Annotated in this window: 25 protein-coding genes and 1 pseudogene; 17 read left to right on the top strand and 9 right to left on the bottom strand. The window is 71.2% G+C overall.

Annotated features, from left to right (window positions below; all coding sequences use genetic code 11):
* The first annotated feature begins 94 nt into the window (after positions 1-94).
* From HYQ63_RS28420 to HYQ63_RS28410, 3 genes are read left to right on the top strand one after another with little or no spacing between them, the layout of a single operon-like run.
* Positions 95-1057 (top strand): ABC transporter substrate-binding protein, encoded by a 963-nt coding sequence (locus HYQ63_RS28420; protein WP_179936710.1) that lies wholly within the window; start codon positions 95-97, stop codon positions 1055-1057.
* A 49-nt stretch (positions 1058-1106) separates the two neighbouring features.
* Positions 1107-2036: an amino acid ABC transporter permease gene (locus tag HYQ63_RS28415; protein WP_179936709.1), complete on the top strand. Its 930-nt coding sequence runs from the start codon at positions 1107-1109 to the stop codon at positions 2034-2036.
* A gap of 4 nt (positions 2037-2040) precedes the next feature.
* Positions 2041-2802, top strand: a complete 762-nt coding sequence (locus tag HYQ63_RS28410) for an amino acid ABC transporter ATP-binding protein (RefSeq protein WP_306664845.1) — start codon at positions 2041-2043, stop codon at positions 2800-2802.
* 87 nt (positions 2803-2889) lie between these two features.
* Here HYQ63_RS28410 and HYQ63_RS28405 read toward each other — a convergent pair whose 3' ends face one another.
* The gene (locus HYQ63_RS28405) at positions 2890-3666 is read right to left on the bottom strand and encodes a trans-aconitate 2-methyltransferase (RefSeq protein ID WP_179936708.1); all 777 of its coding nucleotides are present in this window, start codon (positions 3664-3666) and stop codon (positions 2890-2892) included.
* A 104-nt stretch (positions 3667-3770) separates the two neighbouring features.
* Here HYQ63_RS28405 and HYQ63_RS28400 point away from each other — a divergent pair, with 104 nt between their 5' ends.
* Positions 3771-4466, top strand: a complete 696-nt coding sequence (locus HYQ63_RS28400; RefSeq protein WP_257232215.1) for a CGNR zinc finger domain-containing protein — start codon at positions 3771-3773, stop codon at positions 4464-4466.
* A 107-nt stretch (positions 4467-4573) separates the two neighbouring features.
* Here the strand turns inward: HYQ63_RS28400 and HYQ63_RS44935 are convergent.
* Positions 4574-4741, bottom strand: a pseudogene (locus HYQ63_RS44935) (S24 family peptidase); the annotation flags it as partial.
* Between the two features lie 270 nt (positions 4742-5011).
* Between HYQ63_RS44935 and sodN the strand changes: the two are divergent.
* From sodN to HYQ63_RS28380, 3 genes are all read left to right on the top strand, one after another.
* Positions 5012-5407, top strand: coding sequence for a superoxide dismutase, Ni (gene sodN / locus HYQ63_RS28390; protein ID WP_009715136.1), 396 nt, complete (start codon positions 5012-5014; stop codon positions 5405-5407).
* A 116-nt stretch (positions 5408-5523) separates the two neighbouring features.
* Positions 5524-7917, top strand: a complete 2394-nt coding sequence (locus tag HYQ63_RS28385; protein ID WP_179940601.1) for a SpoIIE family protein phosphatase — start codon at positions 5524-5526, stop codon at positions 7915-7917.
* A gap of 93 nt (positions 7918-8010) precedes the next feature.
* The gene (locus HYQ63_RS28380) at positions 8011-9219 is read left to right on the top strand and encodes a serine hydrolase (protein WP_179936707.1); all 1209 of its coding nucleotides are present in this window, start codon (positions 8011-8013) and stop codon (positions 9217-9219) included.
* Positions 9220-9238: 19 nt separating this feature from the next.
* Here the strand turns inward: HYQ63_RS28380 and HYQ63_RS28375 are convergent, their stop codons facing one another.
* Entirely contained in the window at positions 9239-10273 is a 1035-nt protein-coding gene (locus HYQ63_RS28375) for a LysR family transcriptional regulator (protein WP_179940599.1), read from the bottom strand.
* A 291-nt stretch (positions 10274-10564) separates the two neighbouring features.
* Between HYQ63_RS28375 and snpA the strand changes: the two genes are divergently transcribed.
* Together snpA and HYQ63_RS28365 are read left to right on the top strand one after the other, a co-directional pair.
* The gene (gene snpA, locus HYQ63_RS28370) at positions 10565-11233 is read left to right on the top strand and encodes a snapalysin (RefSeq protein ID WP_179936706.1); all 669 of its coding nucleotides are present in this window, start codon (positions 10565-10567) and stop codon (positions 11231-11233) included.
* Positions 11234-11449: 216 nt separating this feature from the next.
* Entirely contained in the window at positions 11450-11665 is a 216-nt protein-coding gene (locus HYQ63_RS28365) for a hypothetical protein (protein ID WP_179936705.1), read from the top strand.
* Between the two features lie 73 nt (positions 11666-11738).
* On the opposite strand, the gene HYQ63_RS28360 is transcribed toward HYQ63_RS28365, so the two are convergent.
* Together HYQ63_RS28360 and HYQ63_RS28355 are read right to left on the bottom strand one after the other, a co-directional pair.
* Positions 11739-12203, bottom strand: coding sequence for an STAS domain-containing protein (locus HYQ63_RS28360; protein WP_306664844.1), 465 nt, complete (start codon positions 12201-12203; stop codon positions 11739-11741).
* A gap of 295 nt (positions 12204-12498) precedes the next feature.
* Positions 12499-12891: an STAS domain-containing protein gene (locus HYQ63_RS28355; RefSeq protein ID WP_179936704.1), complete on the bottom strand. Its 393-nt coding sequence runs from the start codon at positions 12889-12891 to the stop codon at positions 12499-12501.
* Positions 12892-13193: 302 nt separating this feature from the next.
* Between HYQ63_RS28355 and HYQ63_RS28350 the strand changes: the two genes are divergently transcribed.
* The 3 genes from HYQ63_RS28350 (at position 13194) to HYQ63_RS28340 (ending at position 15363) form a co-directional block, all read left to right on the top strand.
* Positions 13194-13844 carry an HAD family acid phosphatase gene (locus HYQ63_RS28350; RefSeq protein ID WP_179936703.1) on the top strand — a complete coding sequence of 217 codons (651 nt, stop codon included), beginning with the start codon at positions 13194-13196 and terminating at the stop codon, positions 13842-13844.
* A gap of 143 nt (positions 13845-13987) precedes the next feature.
* The gene (locus tag HYQ63_RS28345) at positions 13988-14926 is read left to right on the top strand and encodes a beta-ketoacyl-ACP synthase III (RefSeq protein ID WP_179936702.1); all 939 of its coding nucleotides are present in this window, start codon (positions 13988-13990) and stop codon (positions 14924-14926) included.
* Between the two features lie 65 nt (positions 14927-14991).
* Entirely contained in the window at positions 14992-15363 is a 372-nt protein-coding gene (locus tag HYQ63_RS28340; RefSeq protein WP_257232214.1) for a VOC family protein, read from the top strand.
* Between the two features lie 27 nt (positions 15364-15390).
* Here the strand turns inward: HYQ63_RS28340 and HYQ63_RS28335 are convergent, their stop codons facing one another.
* The 3 genes from HYQ63_RS28335 to HYQ63_RS28325 form a co-directional block, all read right to left on the bottom strand.
* Complete coding sequence (locus HYQ63_RS28335; RefSeq protein ID WP_179936700.1) at positions 15391-16104, bottom strand: helix-turn-helix transcriptional regulator; 714 nt, start codon at positions 16102-16104, stop codon at positions 15391-15393.
* Positions 16101-16325, bottom strand: coding sequence for a hypothetical protein (locus HYQ63_RS28330; RefSeq protein WP_179936699.1), 225 nt, complete (start codon positions 16323-16325; stop codon positions 16101-16103). The genes HYQ63_RS28335 and HYQ63_RS28330 overlap by 4 nt, the downstream gene beginning before the upstream one ends.
* Positions 16326-16393: 68 nt before the next feature.
* Entirely contained in the window at positions 16394-17305 is a 912-nt protein-coding gene (locus HYQ63_RS28325; protein ID WP_179936698.1) for a glutaminase, read from the bottom strand.
* A gap of 169 nt (positions 17306-17474) precedes the next feature.
* Here HYQ63_RS28325 and HYQ63_RS28320 point away from each other — a divergent pair, with 169 nt between their 5' ends.
* A complete protein-coding gene (locus tag HYQ63_RS28320; protein ID WP_179936697.1) occupies positions 17475-18065 on the top strand; it encodes an N-acetylmuramoyl-L-alanine amidase in 591 nt (196 codons plus the stop codon).
* A gap of 37 nt (positions 18066-18102) precedes the next feature.
* On the opposite strand, the gene HYQ63_RS28315 is transcribed toward HYQ63_RS28320, so the two are convergent.
* Positions 18103-19713, bottom strand: coding sequence for a Na+/H+ antiporter (locus tag HYQ63_RS28315; protein ID WP_179936696.1), 1611 nt, complete (start codon positions 19711-19713; stop codon positions 18103-18105).
* 60 nt (positions 19714-19773) lie between these two features.
* On the opposite strand from HYQ63_RS28315, the gene HYQ63_RS28310 reads away from it, so the two are divergent.
* The 4 genes from HYQ63_RS28310 to HYQ63_RS28295 all read left to right on the top strand — a co-directional run bounded on the left by HYQ63_RS28310 (position 19774) and on the right by HYQ63_RS28295 (position 22258).
* Positions 19774-20034: a UBP-type zinc finger domain-containing protein gene (locus tag HYQ63_RS28310; protein ID WP_179936695.1), complete on the top strand. Its 261-nt coding sequence runs from the start codon at positions 19774-19776 to the stop codon at positions 20032-20034.
* Positions 20035-20114: 80 nt separating this feature from the next.
* On the top strand, positions 20115-20654 hold the full coding sequence (locus HYQ63_RS28305) for a GNAT family N-acetyltransferase (RefSeq protein WP_179936694.1): 540 nt from the start codon (positions 20115-20117) through the stop codon (positions 20652-20654).
* A gap of 246 nt (positions 20655-20900) precedes the next feature.
* Positions 20901-21314, top strand: a complete 414-nt coding sequence (locus HYQ63_RS28300; protein WP_009715155.1) for an anti-sigma regulatory factor — start codon at positions 20901-20903, stop codon at positions 21312-21314.
* 17 nt (positions 21315-21331) lie between these two features.
* Positions 21332-22258, top strand: coding sequence for an RNA polymerase sigma factor SigF (locus tag HYQ63_RS28295; protein ID WP_373689151.1), 927 nt, complete (start codon positions 21332-21334; stop codon positions 22256-22258).
* The last annotated feature ends 32 nt before the right edge of the window (positions 22259-22290 follow it).

Genomic DNA, 22290 nt, shown 5'->3' with positions numbered 1-22290 from the left:
CAGATGGCAAGATGCCCCAATCACACGAGATCGCGACACCCACACGCGTGTTCCCGACCCTCGGACACCCTCTCACCCTGCCGGAGGAACCAGCATGACCGCCAGCTTCACGCGTCGTCGGGTCACCACGAAGTCCCGGACGGCCGCTGTCGGCGCCGTCGCGGTCGTGGGCGCCCTGCTGCTGACGGGCTGTGGCGACCAGACCAACAAGGCGAAGCAGGGTAATTCCAGCAACGCCGCCGACAAGGGTCCGCTCTTCAGCAAGCTGCCGCAGAAGATCCAGGACGCGGGTGTGATCAAGGTCGGCTCCGACATCAACTACCCGCCGGTCGAATTCAAGAAGAACGGCAAGGTCATGGGGCTCGACCCGGACCTGGCGGACGCGCTCGGCGACGTCCTGGGCGTCAGGTTCGAGTTCAACAACGCCACGTTCGACACCCTGCTGTCCGGTCTGCGGTCGCAGCGCTACGACATCGCCATGTCGGCCATGACCGACAACAAGGGCCGCCAGGAGGGCGTCGACCCCGACACCGGCAAGAAGGCCGGCGAGGGCGTCGACTTCGTCGACTATCTGACCGCCGGTGTCTCGATCTACACCAGGAAGGGCGACGACCAGGGCATCAAGACCTGGGACGACCTCTGCGGCAAGAAGATCGTCGTGCAGCGCGGCACCGTCTCGCACGATCTGGCCAAGGCGGAGTCGAAGAAGTGCGAGAAGGGCGGCAAGAGGAAGATCGCGGTCGAGGCGTTCGGCAATGACACCGAGGCCCAGACCCGGCTGCGCGGCGGGGGTGCCGCGGCGGGGTCCAGCGACTTCCCCGTGGCCGCGTACGCGGTGAAGACCTCCGGCGGCGGCAAGGACTTCCAGCTGGTGGGCGAGCAGGTGGACGCGGCGCCGTACGGCATCGCCGTCTCCAAGGACAACACCGAGCTGCGCGACGCCCTCCAGCAGGCACTCGCCCTCATCATCGCGAACGGCGAATACGACAAGCTCGTCGCGAAGTGGGGCGTCAAGGAGGGCGCGGTCACCAAGGCCATCATCAACGGCGGCAAGTGACCCCGGCCGACCCTGAAGCTCGCGCGCTCGCGCTGAAAGGCACTCACCCGTGACAACGAAGATCGACAAGACGGGGCCCGTCGGCACCCCGTCTCCCGCACCGGAGAGCATCAAGGCCATCCCGGTGCGGCACTACGGCCGCTGGATCTCCGCGGTCGTCGCCATCGCCCTGCTGGTGACGCTCGTCTACGCCTTCGCCAAGGGCGATGTGAACTGGGACGCCATCCCGGACTACTTCTTCGACGGCGAAGTCCTCAAGGGCGTCCGCAACACCATCTGGATCACCATCCTCTCGATGGTGCTCGGCGTGGCCCTCGGCATCGTCCTGGCCGTGATGCGGCTCTCGAAGAACCCGGTGACGTCCTCCATCGCCTGGGGCTACATCTGGTTCTTCCGCGGCACCCCGGTCTATGTGCAGCTGCTGGTGTGGTTCAACCTGGGGCTGGTCTTCCACTACATCAACATCATGCCGATCTACAAGGACGAGTGGTCGGACTTCATGACCCCGTTCCTGGCCGCCCTGCTGGGCCTCGGGCTGAACGAGGCCGCGTACATGGCGGAGATCTGCCGGGCGGGCATCCAGTCCGTCGACGAGGGCCAGACCGAGGCCGCCCAGGCGCTGGGCATGAGCCACGCCAAGACGCTGCGCCGGGTCGTCCTGCCGCAGGCCATGCGGGTGATCGTGCCGCCGACCGGCAACGAGTTCATCAACATGCTCAAGACCACCTCGCTGGTGATCGCGGTCCAGTACTGGGACCTGCTCCAGGCCACCTCGGAGGTCGGCCAGAACTCCGGCGCCACCGCCGAGATGCTCTTCCTCGCCGCCGCCTGGTACCTGATCCTCACCTCGGTGCTCAGCGTGGGCCAGTACTACCTGGAGCGCTACTACGCGCGCGGCACCTCCCGGAACCTGCCCGCGACGCCGTTGCAGCGCATCCGGATCAACCTGCTGTCCGGCTCCAACCGCCAGGGGATGTGAGCGTATGAACGCCATGGTGAAGGCCGAGGGCGTCCACAAGTCCTTCGGCGCGGTACAGGTCCTCAAGGGGATCGACCTCGAGGTCGCCCCGCGCGAGGTGTTCTGTCTGATCGGCCCGTCCGGCTCCGGGAAGTCCACCTTCCTGCGCTGCATCAACCACCTGGAGAAGATCAACTCCGGGCGGCTGTACGTGGACGGCGACCTGGTCGGCTACCGGCAGAAGGGCGACAAGCTCTACGAGCTGAAGGACCGCGAGGTCGCCGCCAAGCGCCGCGACATCGGCATGGTCTTCCAGCGCTTCAACCTCTTCCCGCACATGACCGCGCTGGAGAACGTGATCGAGGCGCCGGTGCAGGTCAAGCGGGAGACCAAGGCGGTCGCCCGGGAGCGGGCGCGGAAGCTGCTGGACCGGGTGGGCCTCGCCGACAAGGCGGGCAACTACCCCTCGCAGCTCTCCGGCGGCCAGCAGCAGCGGGTCGCGATCGCGCGGGCGCTGGCCATGGAGCCGAAGCTGATGCTCTTCGACGAGCCGACCTCGGCGCTCGACCCGGAGCTCGTCGGGGACGTCCTCGATGTGATGCGCGGGCTCGCGGAGGACGGCATGACGATGATCGTCGTCACGCATGAGATGGGCTTCGCCCGGGAGGTCGGCGACTCGGTCGTCTTCATGGACGACGGAGTGGTCGTGGAGTCCGGGCTTCCGCGTGAGGTGCTGACGAACCCGCAGCACGAGCGGACGAAGTCGTTCCTGTCCAAGGTGCTGTAGGTGCTGTAGGTGCCGTAGGCGAAGGTGCCGTAGGCGAACGACGCGAGGGCGGTACGGGGCGTGAGGGCTCCGTACCGCCCTCGGCCGTTACTTGAGCCCGAGCACCATCGCGTCCGAGACCGAGCACCACACGGGCCTCGCCTCGGCGAAGCCCGCCTCGCGCAGCGCGTCCGCGTGCCAGCTCACGGACTGCGCCTCGCCGTCCTCGTGGTCGCCGTCCGCCGGGTTGCCGAAGATCGTGAACCGCTCGGCGACGGGTTCCGCCAGCACCGGGTCCGCGGCGGCGGCGCCCCACCAGTCCACCCAGTCCTGGGCGCCCTCGGCCTTGGCCCGGGCCTGCCGCTCCTTGCGATAGGTGCGGTCGGCGTCGTTGAGCCGGGGGGTGTCCGGGTCCGGCATGTGGTCGGCGTTCAGGAACACCCCGCCGTCCCGCAGCACCCCCGCCACCTGGCCGTACAGCGTCCGGAGTTCATCGGAGCGCAGCCAGTGGAGGGCGGTGGCGGTGAGCACCGCGTCGTACGTGGGGTGCGGCAGCCGCCCGGTCCACCCGGGGTCGCGCAGGTCCACGCTGACGAAGGTGATGCGGCCGTCCCCCGCGAAGTACCCGCGCGCGATGGCCAGCAGCGCGGGGTCCAGATCGACGCCGGTGCTGGTGGCACCGGGGAAGCGGCGCAGCGCCCGATCCGAGATACTGCCCGTGCCGCACGCGAGGTCGAGGATTCTCGGCTCCGGTCCGACCAGCGCCTCGACCGCGTCGAGCATCGCCCGGAACCGCTCCTCACGATCGGGGAGGTACCACTCCTGCTGCCGGTCCCAGCTCCGTTGCCACGCCTGCCAGTCCGCCGCGGCGAGGGTGTCCGTCATCGCGCTCCTCCAAGCCGTCGTAGTACGTAATACCCTGGCGCGCAGAGCGCCCATTACTCGACCTGACCGAACCGACCCTAGACCGCCCCCCGTAAGGACCACAAGTGGAACTGGCTTATTACTCAGATCTCGCCGTGCGTCTGGTCAACAGCGAGGAGCCCGCACGCGGCACCGACGCGCTCACCTCGGTCGACGCCGTACGCACCCTCTTCGGCGAGAGCCAGCAGGCGACCCGGCGCGCGACGGACGCCGACGTCACCCGGCTGCGGTCGGTCCGGGCCCGGCTGCGCGCGGTCTTCGAGGCGGCGGCGGACGGGGACGAGGTCCTGGCGGTGGACCTGCTCAACGCGCTGCTCATCGAGTTCCCGGTGAGCCCGCAGATCTCCGGGCACGAGCTGCGGGACGAGGACGGCCGCCCCAACTGGCACATGCACATCGCCGACTACGCCGCCAACGCCAGCGCCGGATTCGCCGCGACCGCCTCCATGGGGCTCGCGTTCCACCTCACCGAACTGGGCGCGGACCGGCTCGGCATCTGCGAGGCCCCGCCCTGCCGCAACGCCTACCTCGACACATCGACAAATCGATCCCGACGCTACTGCTCGGACCGCTGCGCCACCCGCGCCAACGTCGCCGCCTACCGCGCCCGTAAACGCCTCGACGCGGGCCGCTCGGCCGACTCCGCGCCCGCCGCCGACCCCGCGCCCGCCGCGCGCGCCACACCCCTGGCCCGCGACCGCGACCGCACCGGCCGCACCGCCGACACCGCCCACGACAGCAGCCCCGTCATCGACCGCTGACCCCGGCCCCCGGGCCGCCCCGGCAGCGGCCGCACCCGCACCCACGCCCGGGCCACCACCAGCTCGTCCGGTACGACGCCGAACTCCCGGCTGTCGTTCTCCACGTCCGGGTTGTCCCCCATCACCCACCAGCCGCCCTCGCGGCGCTCCACCGCGCGCTTGACGATGAGCAGGTCCTGCCGGAAGGGATGCCGGAGCACCACCACGTCCCCCGGCCGCACGGGCACCCCGTACCGCACCACCAACTGGTCACCGGGGTACAGCGACGGCTGCATCGACGGGTTGTACACCTCGGCCAGCCCCATCCGCAGCAGTCCCTGCTGCTCGCGGCCCCTCTCCTGCCCGCGATCGTGCAGCTGTTCCTGCATCACAGAACCTCCGGTCCGTACGCCACCATCCGCCCACACCATCCCAGGTCACACCCTCAAGACTCCCGGACGGTCACCGGACTTTTGACCTAAGCCCCCCGGGCCGCCCGAGAAAAGCCTTCCCACACGGAGTAATCTCGCACCTGAGAAGACGATCACGAATGGAAGGACAGCTCTATGCTCTCCCGCCTGTTCGCCCCCAAGGTTCAGGTCAGCGCACACTGCGACCTGCCGTGCGGCGTGTACGACCCGGCCCAGGCCCGCATCGAGGCCGAGTCCGTGAAGGCCGTCCAGGAGAAGTTCCAGGCCAACGAGGACCCGCACTTCCGTGCCCGCGCCACCGTCATCAAGGAAGAGCGCGCGGAGCTGGCGAAGCACCACGTCTCGGTGCTGTGGAGCGACTACTTCAAGCCCCCGCACTTCGAGAAGTACCCGGAGCTGCACCAGCTGGTCAACGAGACCCTGAAGGCGCTCAGCGCCGCCAAGGGCTCGACCGACCCGGCCACGGGCCAGAAGGCCCTGGACTACATCGCCCAGATCGACAAGATCTTCTGGGAGACCAAGAAGGCCTGACCCGGCCCCGGGGCCGACAGGCCCCCTGCCCGCACCCGGCCCGCCACCGCGGCCGGGTGCGGTCTTCTTTTGCGCCGTGACCCGCCGGCCGTGACCTCTGGTTGATGCCCCGCCGAATGTGGACGACGCTGGGATACGTGGACGAAGCGGGCGCGGCGCGGGTCACCGTCAGCGGTGATGCCACGGTGACCGGCTGGAACGACGGCGCCCGGCGGCTGCTCGGCTACCCGCCGTCGGAGGTGGTGGGGCGGCCCGCCGCGGCGCTGCTCGCCGAGCCGGTCGACGGCGTGGTGGAGCGGGCCCGGGCGGTGCGGATGCGCTGGCGCGGCACGCTGGCGGTGCGCCACCGCGACGGGCGGCGGGTGGAGGTGGCGCTGCTGGCCCACCGCACCGGGGACGGCTGGCTGCTGATCGCCCCGCTGCCCGCCGACGACACCGCGGCACCCTCCGACGCGACGCTCCTGACCTGGGCGTACGCCCAGTCGCCCTGCCCCATGGCGATCTATGACACCGAGCTGCGGCTGCGCAAGGTGAACGCCGAGATGGCACGCGTCATCGGCCTCCCCGAGGGCGACCTCCGGGGGCTGCGGCTCGCGGACATCGCCGGGAAGCTGCGCAGCGAGGGGCTCGAAGCGCTGATGCGGCATGTGCTGCGCACCGGCGAACGGCGCCACATGGAGACGTATCCGCGCACCGGCGGCGAGGAGCAGGAGCACGCCTGGTCGGCCCACTTCGCGCCGCTGAAGACCAAGGACGGCCAGGTGCACGGCGTCTGCCTGGCGGCGCACGACATCACCGAGCAGTACCGGGCCCGGCAGCGGCTGCTCCTGCTGAGCGAGGCCAGCGTACGGATCGGCAGCACCCTCGACATCACCCGCACCGCGCAGGAGCTGGCCGAGGTGTGCGTACCGCGGCTGGCCGACTTCGTCACCGTCGACCTGCTGGACCGGCTCGACCAGGACGAGGAACTGCCGCCCGGCCCGCTCACCGGCCCGATCGTGCTGCGCCGCGCCGCCCACAGGTCGATCTACGAGGCGGCTCCGGAGGCGGCGATCGAGCTGGGGAAGGTGGACACCTATCCGGAGCTGTCCCCGATGGCCGAGTGCCTGGTGGCGGGGCGGCCCATCATCTACGCCGCCGACGATCCCGTCATCACGGCATGGACCGCCCTCAAGCCGGCCCGCGGCGCCAAGATCCAGGAGTTCGGCATCCACTCGATCATGTCGGTGCCGATCCGGGCGAGGGGAACGACCCTCGGGGTGGCCGTGTTCATCCGCCACCGCAGCCCCGGGCCGTTCACCCAGGACGATGTGCTGCTGGCCGAGGAGATCACCACGCGGGCCGCGGTCTGCGTGGACAACGCCCGCCGCTTCACCCGGGAACGCGACACCGCGCTGGCCCTCCAGCGCAGCCTGCTGCCGCAGGCGGTGCTCCGGCCGTCCGCGGTGGAGGTGGCGTCCCGCTATCTGCCCGCCGGGCCGTACACGGCGGCGGGCGGGGACTGGTTCGACGTGATCCCGCTCTCCGGGGCGCGGGTCGCCCTGGTGGTGGGCGATGTGGTCGGCCACGGCATCCACGCGTCGGCCACCATGGGGCGGCTGCGCACCGCGGTGCGGACCCTCGCCGATGTGGATCTGCCGCCGGACGAACTCCTCACCCATCTCGACGACCTCGTGATCCATCTGTCCGCGGAGGCCGGGGACGAGGAGACCGCCGGGGACGTCGGCGCCACCTGCCTGTACGCGGTCTACGACCCGGTGACGCACCACTGCGCCATGGCCGCGGCCGGACATCCCGCACCGGCCGTGGTCACCCCCGGCGGCCCGGTGGAGTTCGCAACCCTGCCGGTGGGCCCGCCGCTGGGGGTCGGCGGGCTGCCGTTCGAGGTGATGGACCTCGAACTGCCCGAGGACACCGTGCTCGCCCTCTACACCAACGGCCTGCTGGGCGGCTGGGACCGGGACGTGGACGAGGGGCGCGTGCTGCTGGCCGAGGCGCTGACCCAGCCCGCCGCCTCCCTGGAGGGCACCTGTGACACCGTCCTGCGCGCGCTGCTGCCCGAGCACGGCGTGCTGGACGACGTCGCCCTGCTCCTCGCCCGGACCCACGCCCTGGACGCGGCGCACGTGGCCACCTGGGACGTGCCCGCCGACCCGGCCTGTGTCGCCCGGTCCCGCCGGGACGTCACCGAGCGGCTGACCGACTGGGGTCTGGACGACGCCGTGTTCACCACCGAACTGGTCGTCAGCGAGCTGGTCACCAACGCCATCCGGCACGCGCTGCCGCCCATCCAGCTGCGCCTGATCCACGACCACTCGCTGATCTGCGAGGTGTCCGACGCCAGCAACACCGCCCCGCATCTGCGCCGCGCCCGCACCTTTGACGAGGGCGGCCGCGGGCTGCTGCTGGTCGCCCAGCTCAGCCGCCGCTGGGGCAGCCGGCAGACCGCGGAGGGGAAGACGATCTGGGCGGAGCAGCCACTGCCCGGCGCACCGCCCGACCTGGGCTGATCCACCTCCCACCGGAGACTGTCAGTGCCCTGTGGGAGTCTTCACGGGCAGCTCTCACCGGGCAGCTCTCACCGGACGAACGGGGACACGCACATGGGTGACGGAGGATTCTCGATCGCGCGGCTGGGCCGGATGCACGACGTGATGGCCCGCCATGTCGACCGGGGCGAGGCGCCCGGGCTGATCACGGCACTCAGCAGGCGCGGTGAGACACATGTGGATGTGATCGGCACGAAGGCGGTCGACGGCGAGGACCCGATGCGCCGGGACACGATCTTCCGGATCGCCTCGATGACGAAGCCGGTCATCGCGGTCGCGGCGATGATCCTGGTCGAGGAGTGCGTGCTGCGGCTGGACGACCCGGTGGACCGGCTGCTGCCCGAGCTGGCCGACCGGCGGGTGCTCCGCCGGATCGACGGGCCACTGGAGGACACCGTTCCGGCGGTCCGCCCGATCACCCTGCGCGATCTGCTGACGTTCCGGCTGGGCCTCGGCATGCTGATGGGCCCGCAGGACGTTCCCATGGCGCGCGCGGTCCAGGAGCTGGGGGTCGGGGCGGGAATGCCGGACCCCGCCGCGGCGCCGGACCCCGATGAGTGGATGCGGCGCCTGGGCACCCTGCCGCTGATGCACCAGCCGGGCGAGAAGTGGCTGTACCACACCGGCTCCCAGGTGCTGGGCGTGCTCATCGCGCGGGCCACCGGCCGCCCGCTGGAGGACTTTCTGCGGGAGCGGATCTTCGACCCCCTGGGCATGGCGGACACCGGCTTCCACGTACCGCCGGAGAAGCTCGGCCGGCTGGCCACCTCGTACCTCGCCGACCCCGAGACGGGGAAGCCCGAACCGTACGACGGGGTCGAGGACAGCCGGTGGGCCGCGCCACCCGCGTTCCCGGACGGCGGCGGGGGCCTGGTCTCCACGGTGGACGACTTCCTGGCGTTCGGCCGGATGATGCTGGACCGGGGGCGGTACGACGGTGGCGGGCGCGTCCTGTCCCGGCCGTCCGTGGAGCTGATGACGACCGATCAGCTGACGCCCGCCCAGAAGGCGGTGTCCGGCCTCCTCCCGGGGGCGTGGGACAACCTGGGCTGGGGGTTCGGGGTTTCGGTGGTCACCGGGCGGGACGGGGTCGCCGCGGTGCCGGGGCGGTTCGGCTGGGACGGCGGGCTCGGCACGTCCTGGGCCTCGGACCCCGCGGAGCAGATGGTGGCGGTCCTGCTGACCCAGCGCGCGCAGTTCCCGCAGTTCTCGCCGGTGTACCTCGACTTCTGGACGCTGGCCTACCAGGCGATCGACGACTGAGGCAGCGACACCCCAACCGCTACGCGCCGTCCGACGGGCCCGCGAGGCCGATGTCGGCCAGCGGGACCGGCGTACGGGCGTCGCGGACCCGCACCAGCGGGCTGTCGTTGCGCAGCAGCCACTGGCGGTAGGCGTCGCTCGCCCAGGCGATCTCCAGGTACGCGGTCTCCAGGTCGGCGAAGAGCGCGTCGACGTCGGCGGAGACGGCCGCGCCGCCCGCGTCCGTGGCACCCGCGTCCGGCGCGCGCGACGCCAGGTAGAGCCCGACCGTCAGCGGATCCCCGTGCAGCGGCCGCACCACCATGCCGGGACGCGACCGGGCCGTGGGCTGGCACGGGGCGACCACCTCCCCGGAGGCGACCAGGTCGGCGGCGGTCAGATAGTCCCCGTACACCACCCGGGGGTTCAGCCCGGCGGCGGTGAGGACGCGGCGCAGCCCGGGCCCTTCGCCGTCCCCCGCGGGGTCGACCATCCACTGGTCGTCGGCGAGGTCCGTGAGCCGCACCACCGGTGCGCCGGCGGCCGGATGCGTCTCGGCGAGGGCCACGAACTGCGGTTCGCGGGCCAGCAGCACCCGGCGGTGCACCCCTTCGGGGACCCGCAGCGGGGCGCCCTCGACCTCGTGGACGAAGGCGGCGTCGAGCTGCTGCGCGGCGACCATCTCCAGCAGCGCGTTCGCGGACACGTCCATGTGGATGGTGGTGTCGGTGTCCGGGAAGCGGGAGCGGAGCCTGCGCAGCCATCCGACCACGACCCTGCTGCCGGTGCTGCCGATGCGCAGGGCCCCGCCCGCGGTCTGCCCCACCTCCAACCGGACCTCGCTGACGAGGGCGTTCATCTCGGCCACGATGGGCCGGGCCCGGTTCAGCAGGGACCTCCCCAGCGGGGTGGGGCGGCTGCCGGTGACCTCCCGCGAGAACAACCGGCCGCCGACGGTGTTCTCGATGCGCCGGAGCTGTGTCGTCAAAGAGGGCTGGCTCATGCCCAGCTGTCGCGCCGCCTTCCGTAGGCTGCCGGTGTCGGCAATGGCGCACAGCGCACGAAGGTGCCTCACCTCGAGCTCCACGGCGGGAGCATAACGGCGCTCTCGCGCGTCACACCAGACACTGAAACCGCGCCAATTCCCCTTTCTGCGGGGCGAGTCGGCATTCCGCGGCGCATCGGCGGCGCCCGTGGAGGATCGTCCCGGTCCGCCGCGGGATATGCCATGGGACTATCGCCGGTTGGCATCTCCGCGCCACGCCGGATCTCCTCAAGACTCTGCGGCACCAAGAGTTCCCCAGGGCTCCCACCGCCGCACCCCACACGGCGGTCGGGGGCCCGAGGACGATGAGGAGCCCCCCACGTGACACTTCCCAAGTTGACGCTGTCCGCGACCCTCGGCCTCGGTCTGGCGGCGAGCCTCGCCGCCGTGCCCGCGTCGGCGGCCACGCCCGACCACACCCGGTCCGCCACGACCACCGCGTCCGCCGGGTACGTCCCCGGTGCCGAGGAGAAGGCCGACACCGACGCCTTCATCAAGGCCGTGATGAAGTCGGCGCTGGCCAAGCGGGCGAAGGCGCCCAGCGCGGCCGCCGCGGTCACCGTCACCTACAGCGCAAGCTCGGCGCCGACCTTCAAGTCGGTGATAGCCCGCAGCACCCAGATATGGAACGCGTCGGTGAGCAACGTGAAGCTCCAGGAAGGCAGCAATCCCGACTTCACGTACCGCGAGGGCAACGACTCCAGAGGGTCGTACGCGAGCACCGACGGCCACGGCAGCGGCTACATCTTCCTGGACTACAAGCAGAACCAGCAGTACGACTCCACGCGGGTCACCGCGCACGAGACCGGCCACGTACTCGGTCTGCCGGACCACTACTCGGGCCCGTGCAGCGAGCTGATGTCCGGTGGCGGCCCGGGGACGTCCTGCAAGAACGCGCAGCCGAACCGGGCCGAGATCAACCGCGTGAACCAGCTGTGGGCCAACGGCCTGGCCGCCCTCCAGAAGAAGGACCTCGCCAAGGCCCACTGAACGCCCCCAGGCCACTGTGAGCCCCTGAGCCACTGATCAGGGCACGCCGCCCGCACCCGGTCCCCCGACACCGGTGCGGGCGGCGGGTGTGTCCCGGCAGACCTCTGCGCGCGGGGCGCTCTCGCTTCCGGGCGGAGGTACGGTGTATTCACCAAGGTTTCGCGCATTTCGGCCGGGATTCCTCCAGGCCGGGCCCGGCCCCAGGGAGTGAACACCATGGAGACCGTCGTCGGTGTGGCCGTGATCCTGGCGATGATCGCCGTGGGCGTGCTGCTGATCCACCGCGTCAACGCCCAGACCGGCAACAAGATCGCGCCCGATCGCCACAGCGATCTCCCGGCCCGCCACCACCACCGCCACCGCCCCCGTCGCCACGGCTGGGGCCGCGGGCGGCCGCACCGGGGCCACGGAGTGACGCCACCGCGCGTCTGACGTATCGCGCACCCGGACGTGCCTCGCGTCCAGACACGTACGGCGCGCCCAGACGTGCCGCCCGTCCGACGTGTCACTCCTCGCCGACCGCGTCCTCCAGCGTGGCCACCGGGCCGAGCACCTCGAGCAGCCCGCCCACCCGCAGGGTGCGCAGGATCAGGGGGTCGTCGCACACCAGCCGCAGCCGGCCGCCGCGCTCGGCCACCCGGCGGTGGGCGCGGCACAGCAGCCCCAGACCGGAGCAGTCGAAGAACGTCGTCGGCGTCAAGTCGACCACGACCTCGGGCGCCCGGGCGCCCGTGGCGGCGTCCAGTGCCGGGCCGACGCCCGCCAGCCCGGCGATGTCGATCTCACCGTGCAGTGCGACGACGGTGTATCCGCCGACGCGGGACGTACGGGCGTACGGGGCCGGGTCCGGGTGGTCCGGCAGACGGCATAAGCCACCGGCGGCCGCGTCGGAGCCCGGCGCGGCGTCCGGCGTCGCGTGTGACGCCCCCTGCGGCATCGGTGCGCCACGGGGAGCGCCTTGCTGCGACATCACGAATTCCCCTCGGAACGGCACACTGCCCCCTTTCACCGTCCTCGGACTCCCGGAAGCGGGCAGAGTGGAGCATCGGGTGCAGATCCGCCGGGCCCTGGGTGACGTGCAGGCGAGCGTAAGGGGGTGACCGCCGGTTACAGAGAGAGGGACGCGCCATTCCCCGAGCGAAAAACGCTCGTTCGAGTGAAGTTCTTTTCTTCCTATTGACGTCTGGTCAGATACGCAGCGCGCATCCACGTTTCACGCGGACGCCTCACGCGGGCGCCTCACGCGAGATCCTCACGCGAGTTCCTCATGCGAGAACGTCGCCGCTCCCGCCCGCCGCCGCGTTCCCCGCGCCCGCGACCTCCGGTGTCAGATCCTCCAGCACCTCGAAGGCGTCCTCCAGCCGGACCATCCGCAGCAGTCGCAGGAACCGCGGATCGACGATGACCAGCCGCAACCGGCCCTCCCGCTCCAGCACACGGTTGCGCAGCCGGCACAGTAACGACAGCCCGGCGCAGTCCAGGAAGGTGACTTGCCGCAGGTCCAGCACCAGATCCGGGCATCCCGTACGGGCCAGGGAATCGAGCCGTGCGGAGATCCGTCCCGCGGCGAAGATGTCCAGCTCTCCCGCGACCTCAGCGACCGTGACACCGCCCAGCACACGCACACGGACGCCGAAGGCGGGCCGATCATCGAACATGCAAGCCTCCTCGGCAGGGTGGAGGCGCGCGACACCGGAGCTCTGGAGGTGACACGACGTCCGGGCGGGGTGCGTGCACCGCCGGGGTCCAGGCCGGCCCTTCAGTACATGACATACCCATCTATCGGCTGACCAGTCAATGAACGGCAGGGCACGTGTCGTTGGCCTATTTCCGGCCCGAGAAGGTCCCTCCGCGCGAATCGTTACTCATCAGTAAACGCATCGGCCTTCTCATGTCCACCGTCGAACGTGAACATGCCACTCGGGCACACACTTCGACACGACGACGAGGGACGGAACCCATGACTCCAGCACGCGTGCGATCACGACGGCTCGGCGTGACGACGGTGGCCGCGGCCATCGCCATCGGCCTGGGAGGTACGGCCACGACGGCCACCGCCGCGGCCACGTCCGCCGCCACGCCGAGCGCCACCGGAACCGCCGCCAGAACCGCCGCCGCGAAGGTCGACTACGAGACCTGGAAGCGCGACGTGAAGGCCGTCATCGACCAGGCCCGGCCCTACGTCGAGCAGCGCACCCAGAACCCCGGGGGCGAGAAGCAGGCCATCGTCCTCGACATCGACAACACCTCGCTGGAGTCGGACTTCAAGTTCGCCTTCCCGGCACCCCCCGTGGAGCCGGTCCTCCAGCTCATGAAGTACGCGCACACCCGCGGCGTCGACCTCTTCTTCGTCACCGCGCGCCCGGACATCCTCACCCTGCCCACCCAGTACAACCTGGAGACGGTGGGCTACCCGGTGGCCGGGCTGTACGTACGCAGCCTCCCCGACCTCTTCGACGAGGTCGCCGCGTACAAGACGGCCAAGCGCGCGGAGATCGAGAAGAAGGGCTACACGATCATCGCCAACATCGGCAACAGCCCCACCGACCTGGTCGGCGGCCACGCCGAGAAGACCTTCAAGCTCCCGGACTACGACGGCCAGCTCTCCTGACCGTGCGGCCATGAGCGCGGTGGCGGCCATACACCGGAAGGCCGCCACCGACGGCTGGGAAGGCCGAAAGCTCCAGATCTCGGGGCCATACGTTGTCAGGTGCCCGTGCACCGGACGGGCCCGCGGCCCCCAAGACTGGACGGATGACCGGATCACGCGTACAGGCGCTCGGCCACTACCAGCCCGCGAAGGTACTCACCAACGACGACCTCGCCGCCATGGTCGACACCAGCGACGAGTGGATCCGCAGCCGGGTCGGGATCCGCACCCGCCATGTGGCGCGCTCCGACGAGACGGTGGACGAGATGGCCGCGGCGGCCGCCGCCAAGGCCCTCGCCCACAGCGGCCTCGCCCCCACCGACATCGACATGGTGCTGGTCGCCACGTCCACCGCCATCGACCGCAGCCCCAACATGGCCGCCCGCGTCGCCGCCCGGCTGGGCCTGGCCTGCCCCGCCGCCATGGACATCAACGTGGTGTGCGCCGGCTTCACCCACGCCCTGGCCACCGCCGACCACGCGATACGGGCCGGGTCGGCGACCGCCGCGCTGGTCGTCGGCGCGGACAAGTTCACCGAGGCCGCGGACTGGACCGACCGCTCCACCTGCGTCCTGCTGGGCGACGGTGCGGGCGCGGCCGTGGTGACGGCGGCCGAGGAGCCGGGCATCGGGCCGGTGGTGTGGGGTTCGGTGCCCGAGATGGGCAACGCCGTCCGTATCGAGGGCACCCCGCCGCGCTTCGCGCAGGAGGGCCAGTCCGTGTACCGCTGGGCCACCACCCAACTGCCGCCCATAGCCCGCGAGGTGTGCGCCCGCGCCGGGATCGAACCGGCGGACCTGGCCGGTGTCGTGCTCCACCAGGCCAACCTGCGGATCATCGAACCGGTCGCCCGCAAGCTCGGCGCGGTCAACGCGGTGATCGCGCGCGATGTCGTGGACTCCGGGAACACCTCGGCGGCCAGCGTTCCGCTCGCCCTGTCCAAGCTGGTCGAACGCGGCGAGATCCCCTCCGGAAGCCCGGTGCTGCTGTTCGGCTTCGGCGGCAACCTGTCGTACGGCGGCCAGGTCATCCGCTGCCCGTAGGGGGTGTCGCGCCGGTGTCCGATTCGTTCAAGACCGGCGGGTCGCGGGCTGCCTACGCTGCCCGCATGACACCACGATTCGACGCGATCGGGCTGGCCGTCGCTGACATGGCCGCCTCCCTCGCCTTCTACCGCATGCTCGGCCTGGACATCCCCGCCGAGGCCGACGCCCAGCCGCACGCCGAGGCCACCCTGCCGGGCGGGCTGCGCCTGATGTGGGACGCGGCCGAGACCCCGCTGCCGAGCGGGCCGGGACGGGTGGCACTGGCCTTCCTGTGCGACAGCCCGGCCGAGGTGGACGCCGCGTACGCCAAGCTCACGGAAGCGGGCGTACGGGGCTCCAAGGAGCCCTGGGACGCCTTCTGGGGGCAGCGCTACGCGACCGTCCTGGACCCGGACGGCAACAACGTCGACCTGTTCGCCCCGCTGCCCGGCTGACGGCCCCCCGACGAGGTTTTGCGGACCCTAGGCGGGCCCCAGCAGCCCGCCCAGGGGTACGCCCGTCAGCCCCCGCACCTCCCGCGCCAGATGCGCCTGGTCCGCGTACCCGGCCACCGCCGCCACCTCCGCGAACGGCACCCCGCCGCGCGCCAGCTCCAGCGCCCGGTTCAGCCGCAGCACCCGGCCCAGCGTCTTCGGCCCGTACCCGAACGCCGCCAGCGACCGCCGGTGCAGCTGCCGGGCGCCCAGGCCCACCGCCCCGGCCACCTCCGCCACGCTCCGCCCGCCCGAGAGCCCCGCGACGACCGCGCCCACCACCGGATCGGCGGGCTCCGCGCCCCGCAGCCGGTCCCGCGCGGCGGCCTCCAGCACCCGCCCCACCTGCCCGACCTGCCCGCCCGCGGCTCGCTCCGCCAGCCTGCGCACCTCGGCCTCCGGCCACAGCGCGGCCAACGGCACCCGTTGATCACGCAGTTCGCAGGCCGGTACGCCCAGCACCGCGGGCCCCGCACCCGGGGCGAAGCGCAGCCCCACGGCGCGCGTCCCCGCGGGACCGCCGGTCAGATGGGCGCGGGTGTCGGGCCCGGCGACCAGCAGCCTGCCGTCGATCCAGATCAGGTCCGTACAGCCGTCGGGCAGCACCCGCTGCGGCCCGGCCCCAACGGTGCGGGACCACACCACCGCGCCGCCGCCCAGCCGCGATGCCCGCTCCCGGTAGTCGCTCCCGCCGTCGCTCAAGGGACCTCGCGCAGATACATCGCGCCGCAGGAGTGGCAGAAGGGCCCGGAGTCGCCCGTGGCCCACAGGTCCGCCTCCTGCGTCTCGGCGTCCGGGGCCAGCTCGCGGCCGCACATCGCGGTCGTGCCGTTGCCCCGGACCATGTGCCAGATCTTGACCGGCGCGCCCGCCACTCGCCCGGAGCTGCCCTCCTCGTACTCCGCGCGCATCTCGTGCTGCATGGCGCCACACCTCCTGCTACACCACCATGCTCCCGCCACCACGGGCGCGGCGCCACCCTGGACGCCCTTCAGAACACCGACCACTCGGTCACCGTGGTGAAGTGGTCCAGCGCCGCCACCCCGGCCACCGAGTTGCCGCGCGCGTCCAGACCGGGGCTCCACACGCACAGCGTGCACCGCCCCGGGATCACGGCGATGATCCCGCCGCCCACCCCGCTCTTGCCGGGCAGCCCGACGCGGTACGCGAAGTCGCCCGCCGCGTCGTACGTCCCGCAGGTGAGCATGACCGCGTTGACCCGCTTCGCCTCGCGCCGCGACAGCAGCCGGGAGCCGTCCGCGCGCAGTCCGTGACGGGCCAGGAAGCCGCCCGCGAGGGCCAGGTCGCGGCAGCTCATCTCGATCGAGCACTGCCAGAAGTAGTGCTCCAGGACGGTCGGTACGGGGTTGTCGAGGTTGCCGTAGCTCGCCATGAAGTGCGCGAGGGCGGCGTTGCGGTCGCCGTGGCCGGACTCGGACTCGGCGACGACCGGGTCGAAGCCCAGCTCGGGGTTGCCGCTCTCGGCGCGCAGGAACTCCAGCATGGTGGTGCTGGCGTCGCCGGTGAGGCTGTGCAGCCGGTCGGTGACGACCAGCGCGCCGGCGTTGATGAACGGATTGCGCGGGATGCCGTTCTCGTGCTCCAGCTGCACCAGGGAGTTGAACGGGTTGCCCGAGGGCTCCCGGCCGACCCGCCGCCACAGCTTCTCCCCGTCCTGCGCGAGGACGAGGGCGAGGCCGAACGCCTTGGAGATCGACTGCACGGAGAAGGGGCGCTCCCAGTCGCCGACCCCGGTGACGTTGCCGTCGACGTCCGCGAGGGCGATGCCGAACTGATCCGGGTCGACCGCCGCGAGCGCGGGGATGTACTGGGCCACCTGCCCCCGGCCGATGTGGGGCGCCACATGGGCCGCGACCTCGTCGAGTACGTCCTGATAGTGCATGGTGCGGTGGTTCTCCTGCGCGTCGTCGAGCGGATCAGACGCACCATAACGGCCGCTCTCGACCGCCCCTCAATCAGGACTCAATGACCCACCGTGTTTTTGGGTAAGCATACGGTGATACAGGCGGGCCGCGACGGGCGCCCGCCGGACGATCAGAACGGAGGCGGTCATGGCCTCACCCATGTCCGCGGGGGACTTCCTGGCGGCGCTGAAGAACGAGGGCCTGCGCGTGGTGCAGGTCGGCGACTGGCGGAACCACAACCGAAACCACAAGGGACCGTGGGGCGGAGTGCACGGTGTGATGATCCACCACACCGTCACCTCCGGCACCGACCTCACCGTCGAGATCTGCCGCGACGGCTTCGAGGCGCTGCCCGGCCCGCTGTGCCACGGCGTGATCGCCAAGGACGGCGGGGTGCACCTCGTCGGCTACGGCCGCGCCAACCACGCGGGGCTCGGCGATGACGAGGTCCTGCGCGCCGTGATCGCCGAAACGACACTCCCGCCCGACAACGAGGCCAACACGGACGGCAATCGCGCGTTCTACGGCTTCGAATGCGAGAACCTCGGCGACGGGAAGGACCCGTGGCCCGAGGCCCAACTGGACGCGATCGCCCGGGCAGCGGCGGCGGTCTGCCGCCGGCACGGCTGGACCGAGCGGTCGGTGATCGGCCACCTCGAATGGCAGCCGGGCAAGATCGACCCCCGGGGCTTTTCGATGAACTCGATGCGCGCGCGCATCCGTGAGCGGCTGACGTAGGAATCATCCGCGGTGGGCGGGCCCCGGCCGGAGACGGTCAGGGTCCGCCTTCCGCGGTCTCCTCGCGGTAGGCCGCCGCCTCCTCCAGGTCCAGTCGGCGCAGCAGCGTACGGAGCATCTCGTCGTCGATCCGGCGCGCGTCCCGCAGCTTCACGAACACCTCGCGCTCGCTGCCGATCACCTCGCGCGCCAGCCTGCGGTAGGTGTCGTCCGCCGACTCTCCCGTCACCTCGTTGACCGTGCCGAGCCGTTCCCACACCGCGTTGCGGCGCCGCTCCAGCACCAGGCGCAGCCGGTTGGCCAGTGGCGGCGGCAGCGCGTTGCGCTCGTCGGCGAGGAGTTCGTCCAGCCGGTGCTCGGCGGCCCGCGACGCCTGGGCCTGCGCCTGCGCCTCGGCGAGCGTCTCGGCCTGGCGGTCGCGCCCCGGCATGCCCAGCGCCCGGATCAGGGCGGGCAGCGTGAGCCCCTGGACGACCAGCGTCCCGATGACGGTGGTGAAGGCCAGGAAGAGGATCAGGGTGCGGCCCGGGAAGGGGCCTCCGCCGTGCACGGTCTCCGGGATCGAGAAGGCGATGGCCAGGGACACCACCCCGCGCATCCCGGCCCAGCCGACGATGACCGCCGCCCGCCAGTCGGTGCCGGGCTCCCGCTCCCGGATCTTGGGGAAGAGCCTGCGCGGTACGAAGGTCGCGGGGAAGACCCAGACGAACCGCACGACCACCACGGCCAGGAACACGGCGGCCGCGTACCAGGCCGCCTCGCCCGCCCCGTACTCCCCGAGGCCGCCCACCACGAACCGCAGTTGCAGCCCGATCAGCGCGAACACGGCCGATTCCAGGATGAACGCGGTCATCTTCCAGACGGCCGCCTCCTGGAGCCGGGTCGCGAAGTCGACCTGCCAGGAGCGGTGCCCGAGGTAGAGCGCGACCACCACGACCGCCAGCACGCCCGACGCCTCGACCTGTTCGGCGGCCGCGTAGGCGGTGAAGGGGATCAGCAGCGAGAGGGTGTTCTGGAGCAGCGGGTCGCGCAGCCGGGTGCGCAGCCAGTGCAGCGGCACCATCAGGACCAGGCCGACGCCGACACCGCCCACCGCCGCGAGCACGAACTCCCAGGCGGCATGGGGCCAGGTGGCGCCCTCCCCCACCGCCGCGGCGAGCGCCACCCGGTAGGCGGTGATCGCGGTCGCGTCGTTGACCAGGGACTCGCCCCGCAGGACGGTCGTCAGCCGGGAGGGCAGCCCGACCCGGCGGGCGATGGCGGTGGCCGCCACCGCGTCCGGCGGGGCGATCACCGCGCCCAGCACCAGGGCGGCGGTCAGCGGCAGTCCTGGCACCAGCAGATGAGTGATCCAGCCGACGGCGAGGGTGGCGAACAGCACATAGCCGAACGACAGCAGCGCCACCGGCCGCATGTTGGCGCGCAGGTCCAGATAGGAGCTGTCGAGCGCGGCGGTGTGCAGCAGTGGCGGCAGCACCAGGGGGAGCACGACCTCCGGCTCCAGGGTGTAGTCCGGCACCCCCGGCAGATACGAGACCACCAGCCCGACCGCGACCAGCAGCAGCGGCGCGGGCACGGGGGTGCGCCGGGCCGCGCCCGCGACCGCCGCGCTGCCCGCGACCAGCATCAACAGCGGAGTTACATCCATGCCCCGGCCCGTCCCGATTCGTCGGCTTCACCAGCTCGCCAGCGGCTTAGTCTGGCAATCATGAGGGAGTGCCCACACGTTCCGGCCCTGCCGCGCCCCGAACCGGAGCCGCGGACCACCACCTGCCCGGATTGCCTGGCGGTCGGCGGCGATCCGGTGCAGCTGCGGATTTGTCTGGCGTGCGGCTATGTCGGGTGCTGCGATTCATCGACCTATCGACACTCCACGCGGCACTTCGAGGAGACCGGGCATCCGGTGATGCGCAGCTTCGAACCGGGTGAGGACTGGCGCTGGTGCTACGTGGACCTGCTGATCGTCTAGCGGGGGCGGTGCCGCGTGCGGGGCCGCACGGCAGGGAATCCGCTGCCACGTTGTCGGTGCGGCGAGCTAGCCTTCACCACATGATCCGATCAGCGAAGCCGTCCGACGTCCCGGCCATCCTCGCGATGATCCGCGAGCTGGCCGAGTACGAGCGGGCACCGCAGGAGGCCAAGGCCACCGAGGAGCAGTTGCGCACGGCGCTCTTCGGCGAGCATCCGGCGGTGTTCGCGCTGATCGCCGAGGAAGTCGGCGACGGAGCGTCCGAGCCGGTCGGGTTCGCCCTGTGGTTCCGTAACTTCTCCACCTGGACGGGCACCCACGGGGTGTATCTGGAGGATCTGTACGTCACACCCAGGGCCCGCGGCGGCGGACACGGCAAGGCGCTGCTGGCCGAGCTGGCACGGATCTGCGTGGAGCGGGGTTACGCCCGCTTCGAATGGTCGGTGCTGGACTGGAACGAACCGGCGATCGGCTTCTACGCGTCCATCGGCGCGGAGCCGATGGACGAATGGACCGTGCGAAGGCTGTCGGGAGAACCGCTGCGGGCACTGGCCGCGCAGGCTCCGGGCATAGCTTCGACCAGCGGTTCGTTGAGTGAGGCGACATCTCTTTCGAATTGAGACCGCAAACCCCTAGCCACGCTGCGTACTCATATGCTTACTATGAGTGATATCGGGAATGTTCATCTCGGGGGTTCACCCGTGACGGGGGCCGTGCTTCGTCCGGGCGACACCGAGTGGCAGATCGCGATAGCGTCGCAGCCGAACCGCACATCGCGCCGGTCCGTTATCCCTCCACCATAAGGGCATATGGCCGACGCTCCAATCAGCTCAGCTCAAACAGCTTGTGTCACCTTGGAGGTGAGGGTGTCCCAGATCGCAGGCGAGCCCGGGACCCAGGACTTCGTGGAAGTCCGGCTGCCCGCTGCGGGGGCCTATCTGTCGGTGCTGCGTACGGCGACCGCCGGCCTGGCAGCCCGCTTGGACTTCACCCTCGACGAAATCGAGGATCTGCGCATCGCGGTCGACGAGGCCTGCGCGATCCTGCTCCAGCAAGCCGTCCCCGGCAGTGTGCTGAGCTGCGTCTTCCGACTGATCGACGACGCACTACAGGTGACCGTGGCGGCTCCGACCACCGATGGCCGTGCTCCTGAGCGCGACACCTTCGCCTGGACGGTGCTCTCCGCACTGGCGGGCAAGGTGGATTCGACCGTCGCCGAGGACCGCACGGTCAGCATCAGTCTGTACAAGGAGCGCGGCGCCGGCCCCGGACAGCCGTGACGGACAAAGGGGGCTCCGTGAGCACTGCATCATCGCGGGGAGTACGCACCCCGGCCATCCCGCACCCGCCGGCCCGACCGCATCCCGCGGACTCGGAGGCGGCAGGAGACCGACCAGAGCGGGCGGACCACATGGATCAGCACGAGCAGGAGCAGGTGCATCAGCAGCACGATCCGCAGCCGCACGATCCGCACGACCGGAGCGGCGCGCGGGCGATGTTCGTCGAGCTGCGGGGGCTCCCCGAGGGCTCCACGGAGCGGGCCGAGCTGCGCAACAACCTCGTGCGCATGCACCTGCCCCTGGTCGAGCACCTGGCCCGGCGCTTCCGCAACCGCGGCGAGCCGCTGGACGACCTGACCCAGGTGGCCACCATCGGACTGATCAAGTCCGTGGACCGGTTCGACCCGGACCGCGGTGTGGAGTTCTCGACCTACGCGACCCCCACGGTCGTCGGCGAGATCAAGCGGCACTTCCGCGACAAGGGCTGGGCGGTGCGGGTGCCGCGCAGGCTCCAGGAGCTGCGGCTCTCGCTGACCACGGCCACCGCCGAGCTGTCCCAGCGGCACGGGCGCGCCCCGACCGTCCATGAGCTGGCCGAGCATCTGGCCATCTCCGAGGAAGAGGTGCTGGAGGGCCTGGAGTCCGCCAACGCGTACAGCACGCTGTCGCTGGACGTACCGGACACGGACGACGAGTCCCCGGCGGTGGCGGACACCCTCGGCGCGGAGGACGAGGCGCTGGAGGGCGTCGAGTACCGCGAATCCCTCAAGCCGCTGCTGGAGGATCTGCCGCCGCGCGAGAAGAAGATCCTGCTGCTGCGGTTCTTCGGGAACATGACGCAGTCGCAGATCGCGCAGGAGGTCGGCATCTCCCAGATGCACGTCTCACGGCTGCTGGCGCGCACCCTCGCCCAGCTGCGGGACAGGCTGCTGGTCGAGGAGTAGCGAGCGGTGCCCGGGGCGAGCCCCGGGCACTC

The organism is Streptomyces sp. Rer75, from assembly GCF_013414305.1.
Lineage (GTDB): Bacteria > Actinomycetota > Actinomycetes > Streptomycetales > Streptomycetaceae > Streptomyces > Streptomyces himastatinicus.
The sequence above is the reverse complement of the archived record's forward strand: the minus strand, read 5'-3'. Positions and strand labels throughout refer to the sequence as shown.

Coding starts and splice junctions, on each gene's coding strand:
- HYQ63_RS28330 (WP_179936699.1), bottom strand. CDS start 16,325: ATGCAGCACGAGATGCGCGCGGAGTACGAGGAGGGCAGCTCCGGGCGA.
- HYQ63_RS28410 (WP_306664845.1), top strand. CDS start 2,041: ATGAACGCCATGGTGAAGGCCGAGGGCGTCCACAAGTCCTTCGGCGCG.
- HYQ63_RS28345 (WP_179936702.1), top strand. CDS start 13,988: ATGACCGGATCACGCGTACAGGCGCTCGGCCACTACCAGCCCGCGAAG.
- HYQ63_RS28325 (WP_179936698.1), bottom strand. CDS start 17,305: ATGCACTATCAGGACGTACTCGACGAGGTCGCGGCCCATGTGGCGCCC.
- HYQ63_RS28350 (WP_179936703.1), top strand. CDS start 13,194: ATGACTCCAGCACGCGTGCGATCACGACGGCTCGGCGTGACGACGGTG.
- HYQ63_RS28365 (WP_179936705.1), top strand. CDS start 11,450: ATGGAGACCGTCGTCGGTGTGGCCGTGATCCTGGCGATGATCGCCGTG.
- HYQ63_RS28355 (WP_179936704.1), bottom strand. CDS start 12,891: ATGTTCGATGATCGGCCCGCCTTCGGCGTCCGTGTGCGTGTGCTGGGC.
- HYQ63_RS28340 (WP_257232214.1), top strand. CDS start 14,992: ATGACACCACGATTCGACGCGATCGGGCTGGCCGTCGCTGACATGGCC.
- HYQ63_RS28305 (WP_179936694.1), top strand. CDS start 20,115: ATGATCCGATCAGCGAAGCCGTCCGACGTCCCGGCCATCCTCGCGATG.
- HYQ63_RS28405 (WP_179936708.1), bottom strand. CDS start 3,666: ATGACGGACACCCTCGCCGCGGCGGACTGGCAGGCGTGGCAACGGAGC.
- HYQ63_RS28385 (WP_179940601.1), top strand. CDS start 5,524: ATGTGGACGACGCTGGGATACGTGGACGAAGCGGGCGCGGCGCGGGTC.
- sodN (WP_009715136.1), top strand. CDS start 5,012: ATGCTCTCCCGCCTGTTCGCCCCCAAGGTTCAGGTCAGCGCACACTGC.
- HYQ63_RS28380 (WP_179936707.1), top strand. CDS start 8,011: ATGGGTGACGGAGGATTCTCGATCGCGCGGCTGGGCCGGATGCACGAC.
- HYQ63_RS28310 (WP_179936695.1), top strand. CDS start 19,774: ATGAGGGAGTGCCCACACGTTCCGGCCCTGCCGCGCCCCGAACCGGAG.
- HYQ63_RS28360 (WP_306664844.1), bottom strand. CDS start 12,203: ATGTCGCAGCAAGGCGCTCCCCGTGGCGCACCGATGCCGCAGGGGGCG.
- HYQ63_RS28420 (WP_179936710.1), top strand. CDS start 95: ATGACCGCCAGCTTCACGCGTCGTCGGGTCACCACGAAGTCCCGGACG.
- HYQ63_RS28320 (WP_179936697.1), top strand. CDS start 17,475: ATGGCCTCACCCATGTCCGCGGGGGACTTCCTGGCGGCGCTGAAGAAC.
- HYQ63_RS28315 (WP_179936696.1), bottom strand. CDS start 19,713: ATGGATGTAACTCCGCTGTTGATGCTGGTCGCGGGCAGCGCGGCGGTC.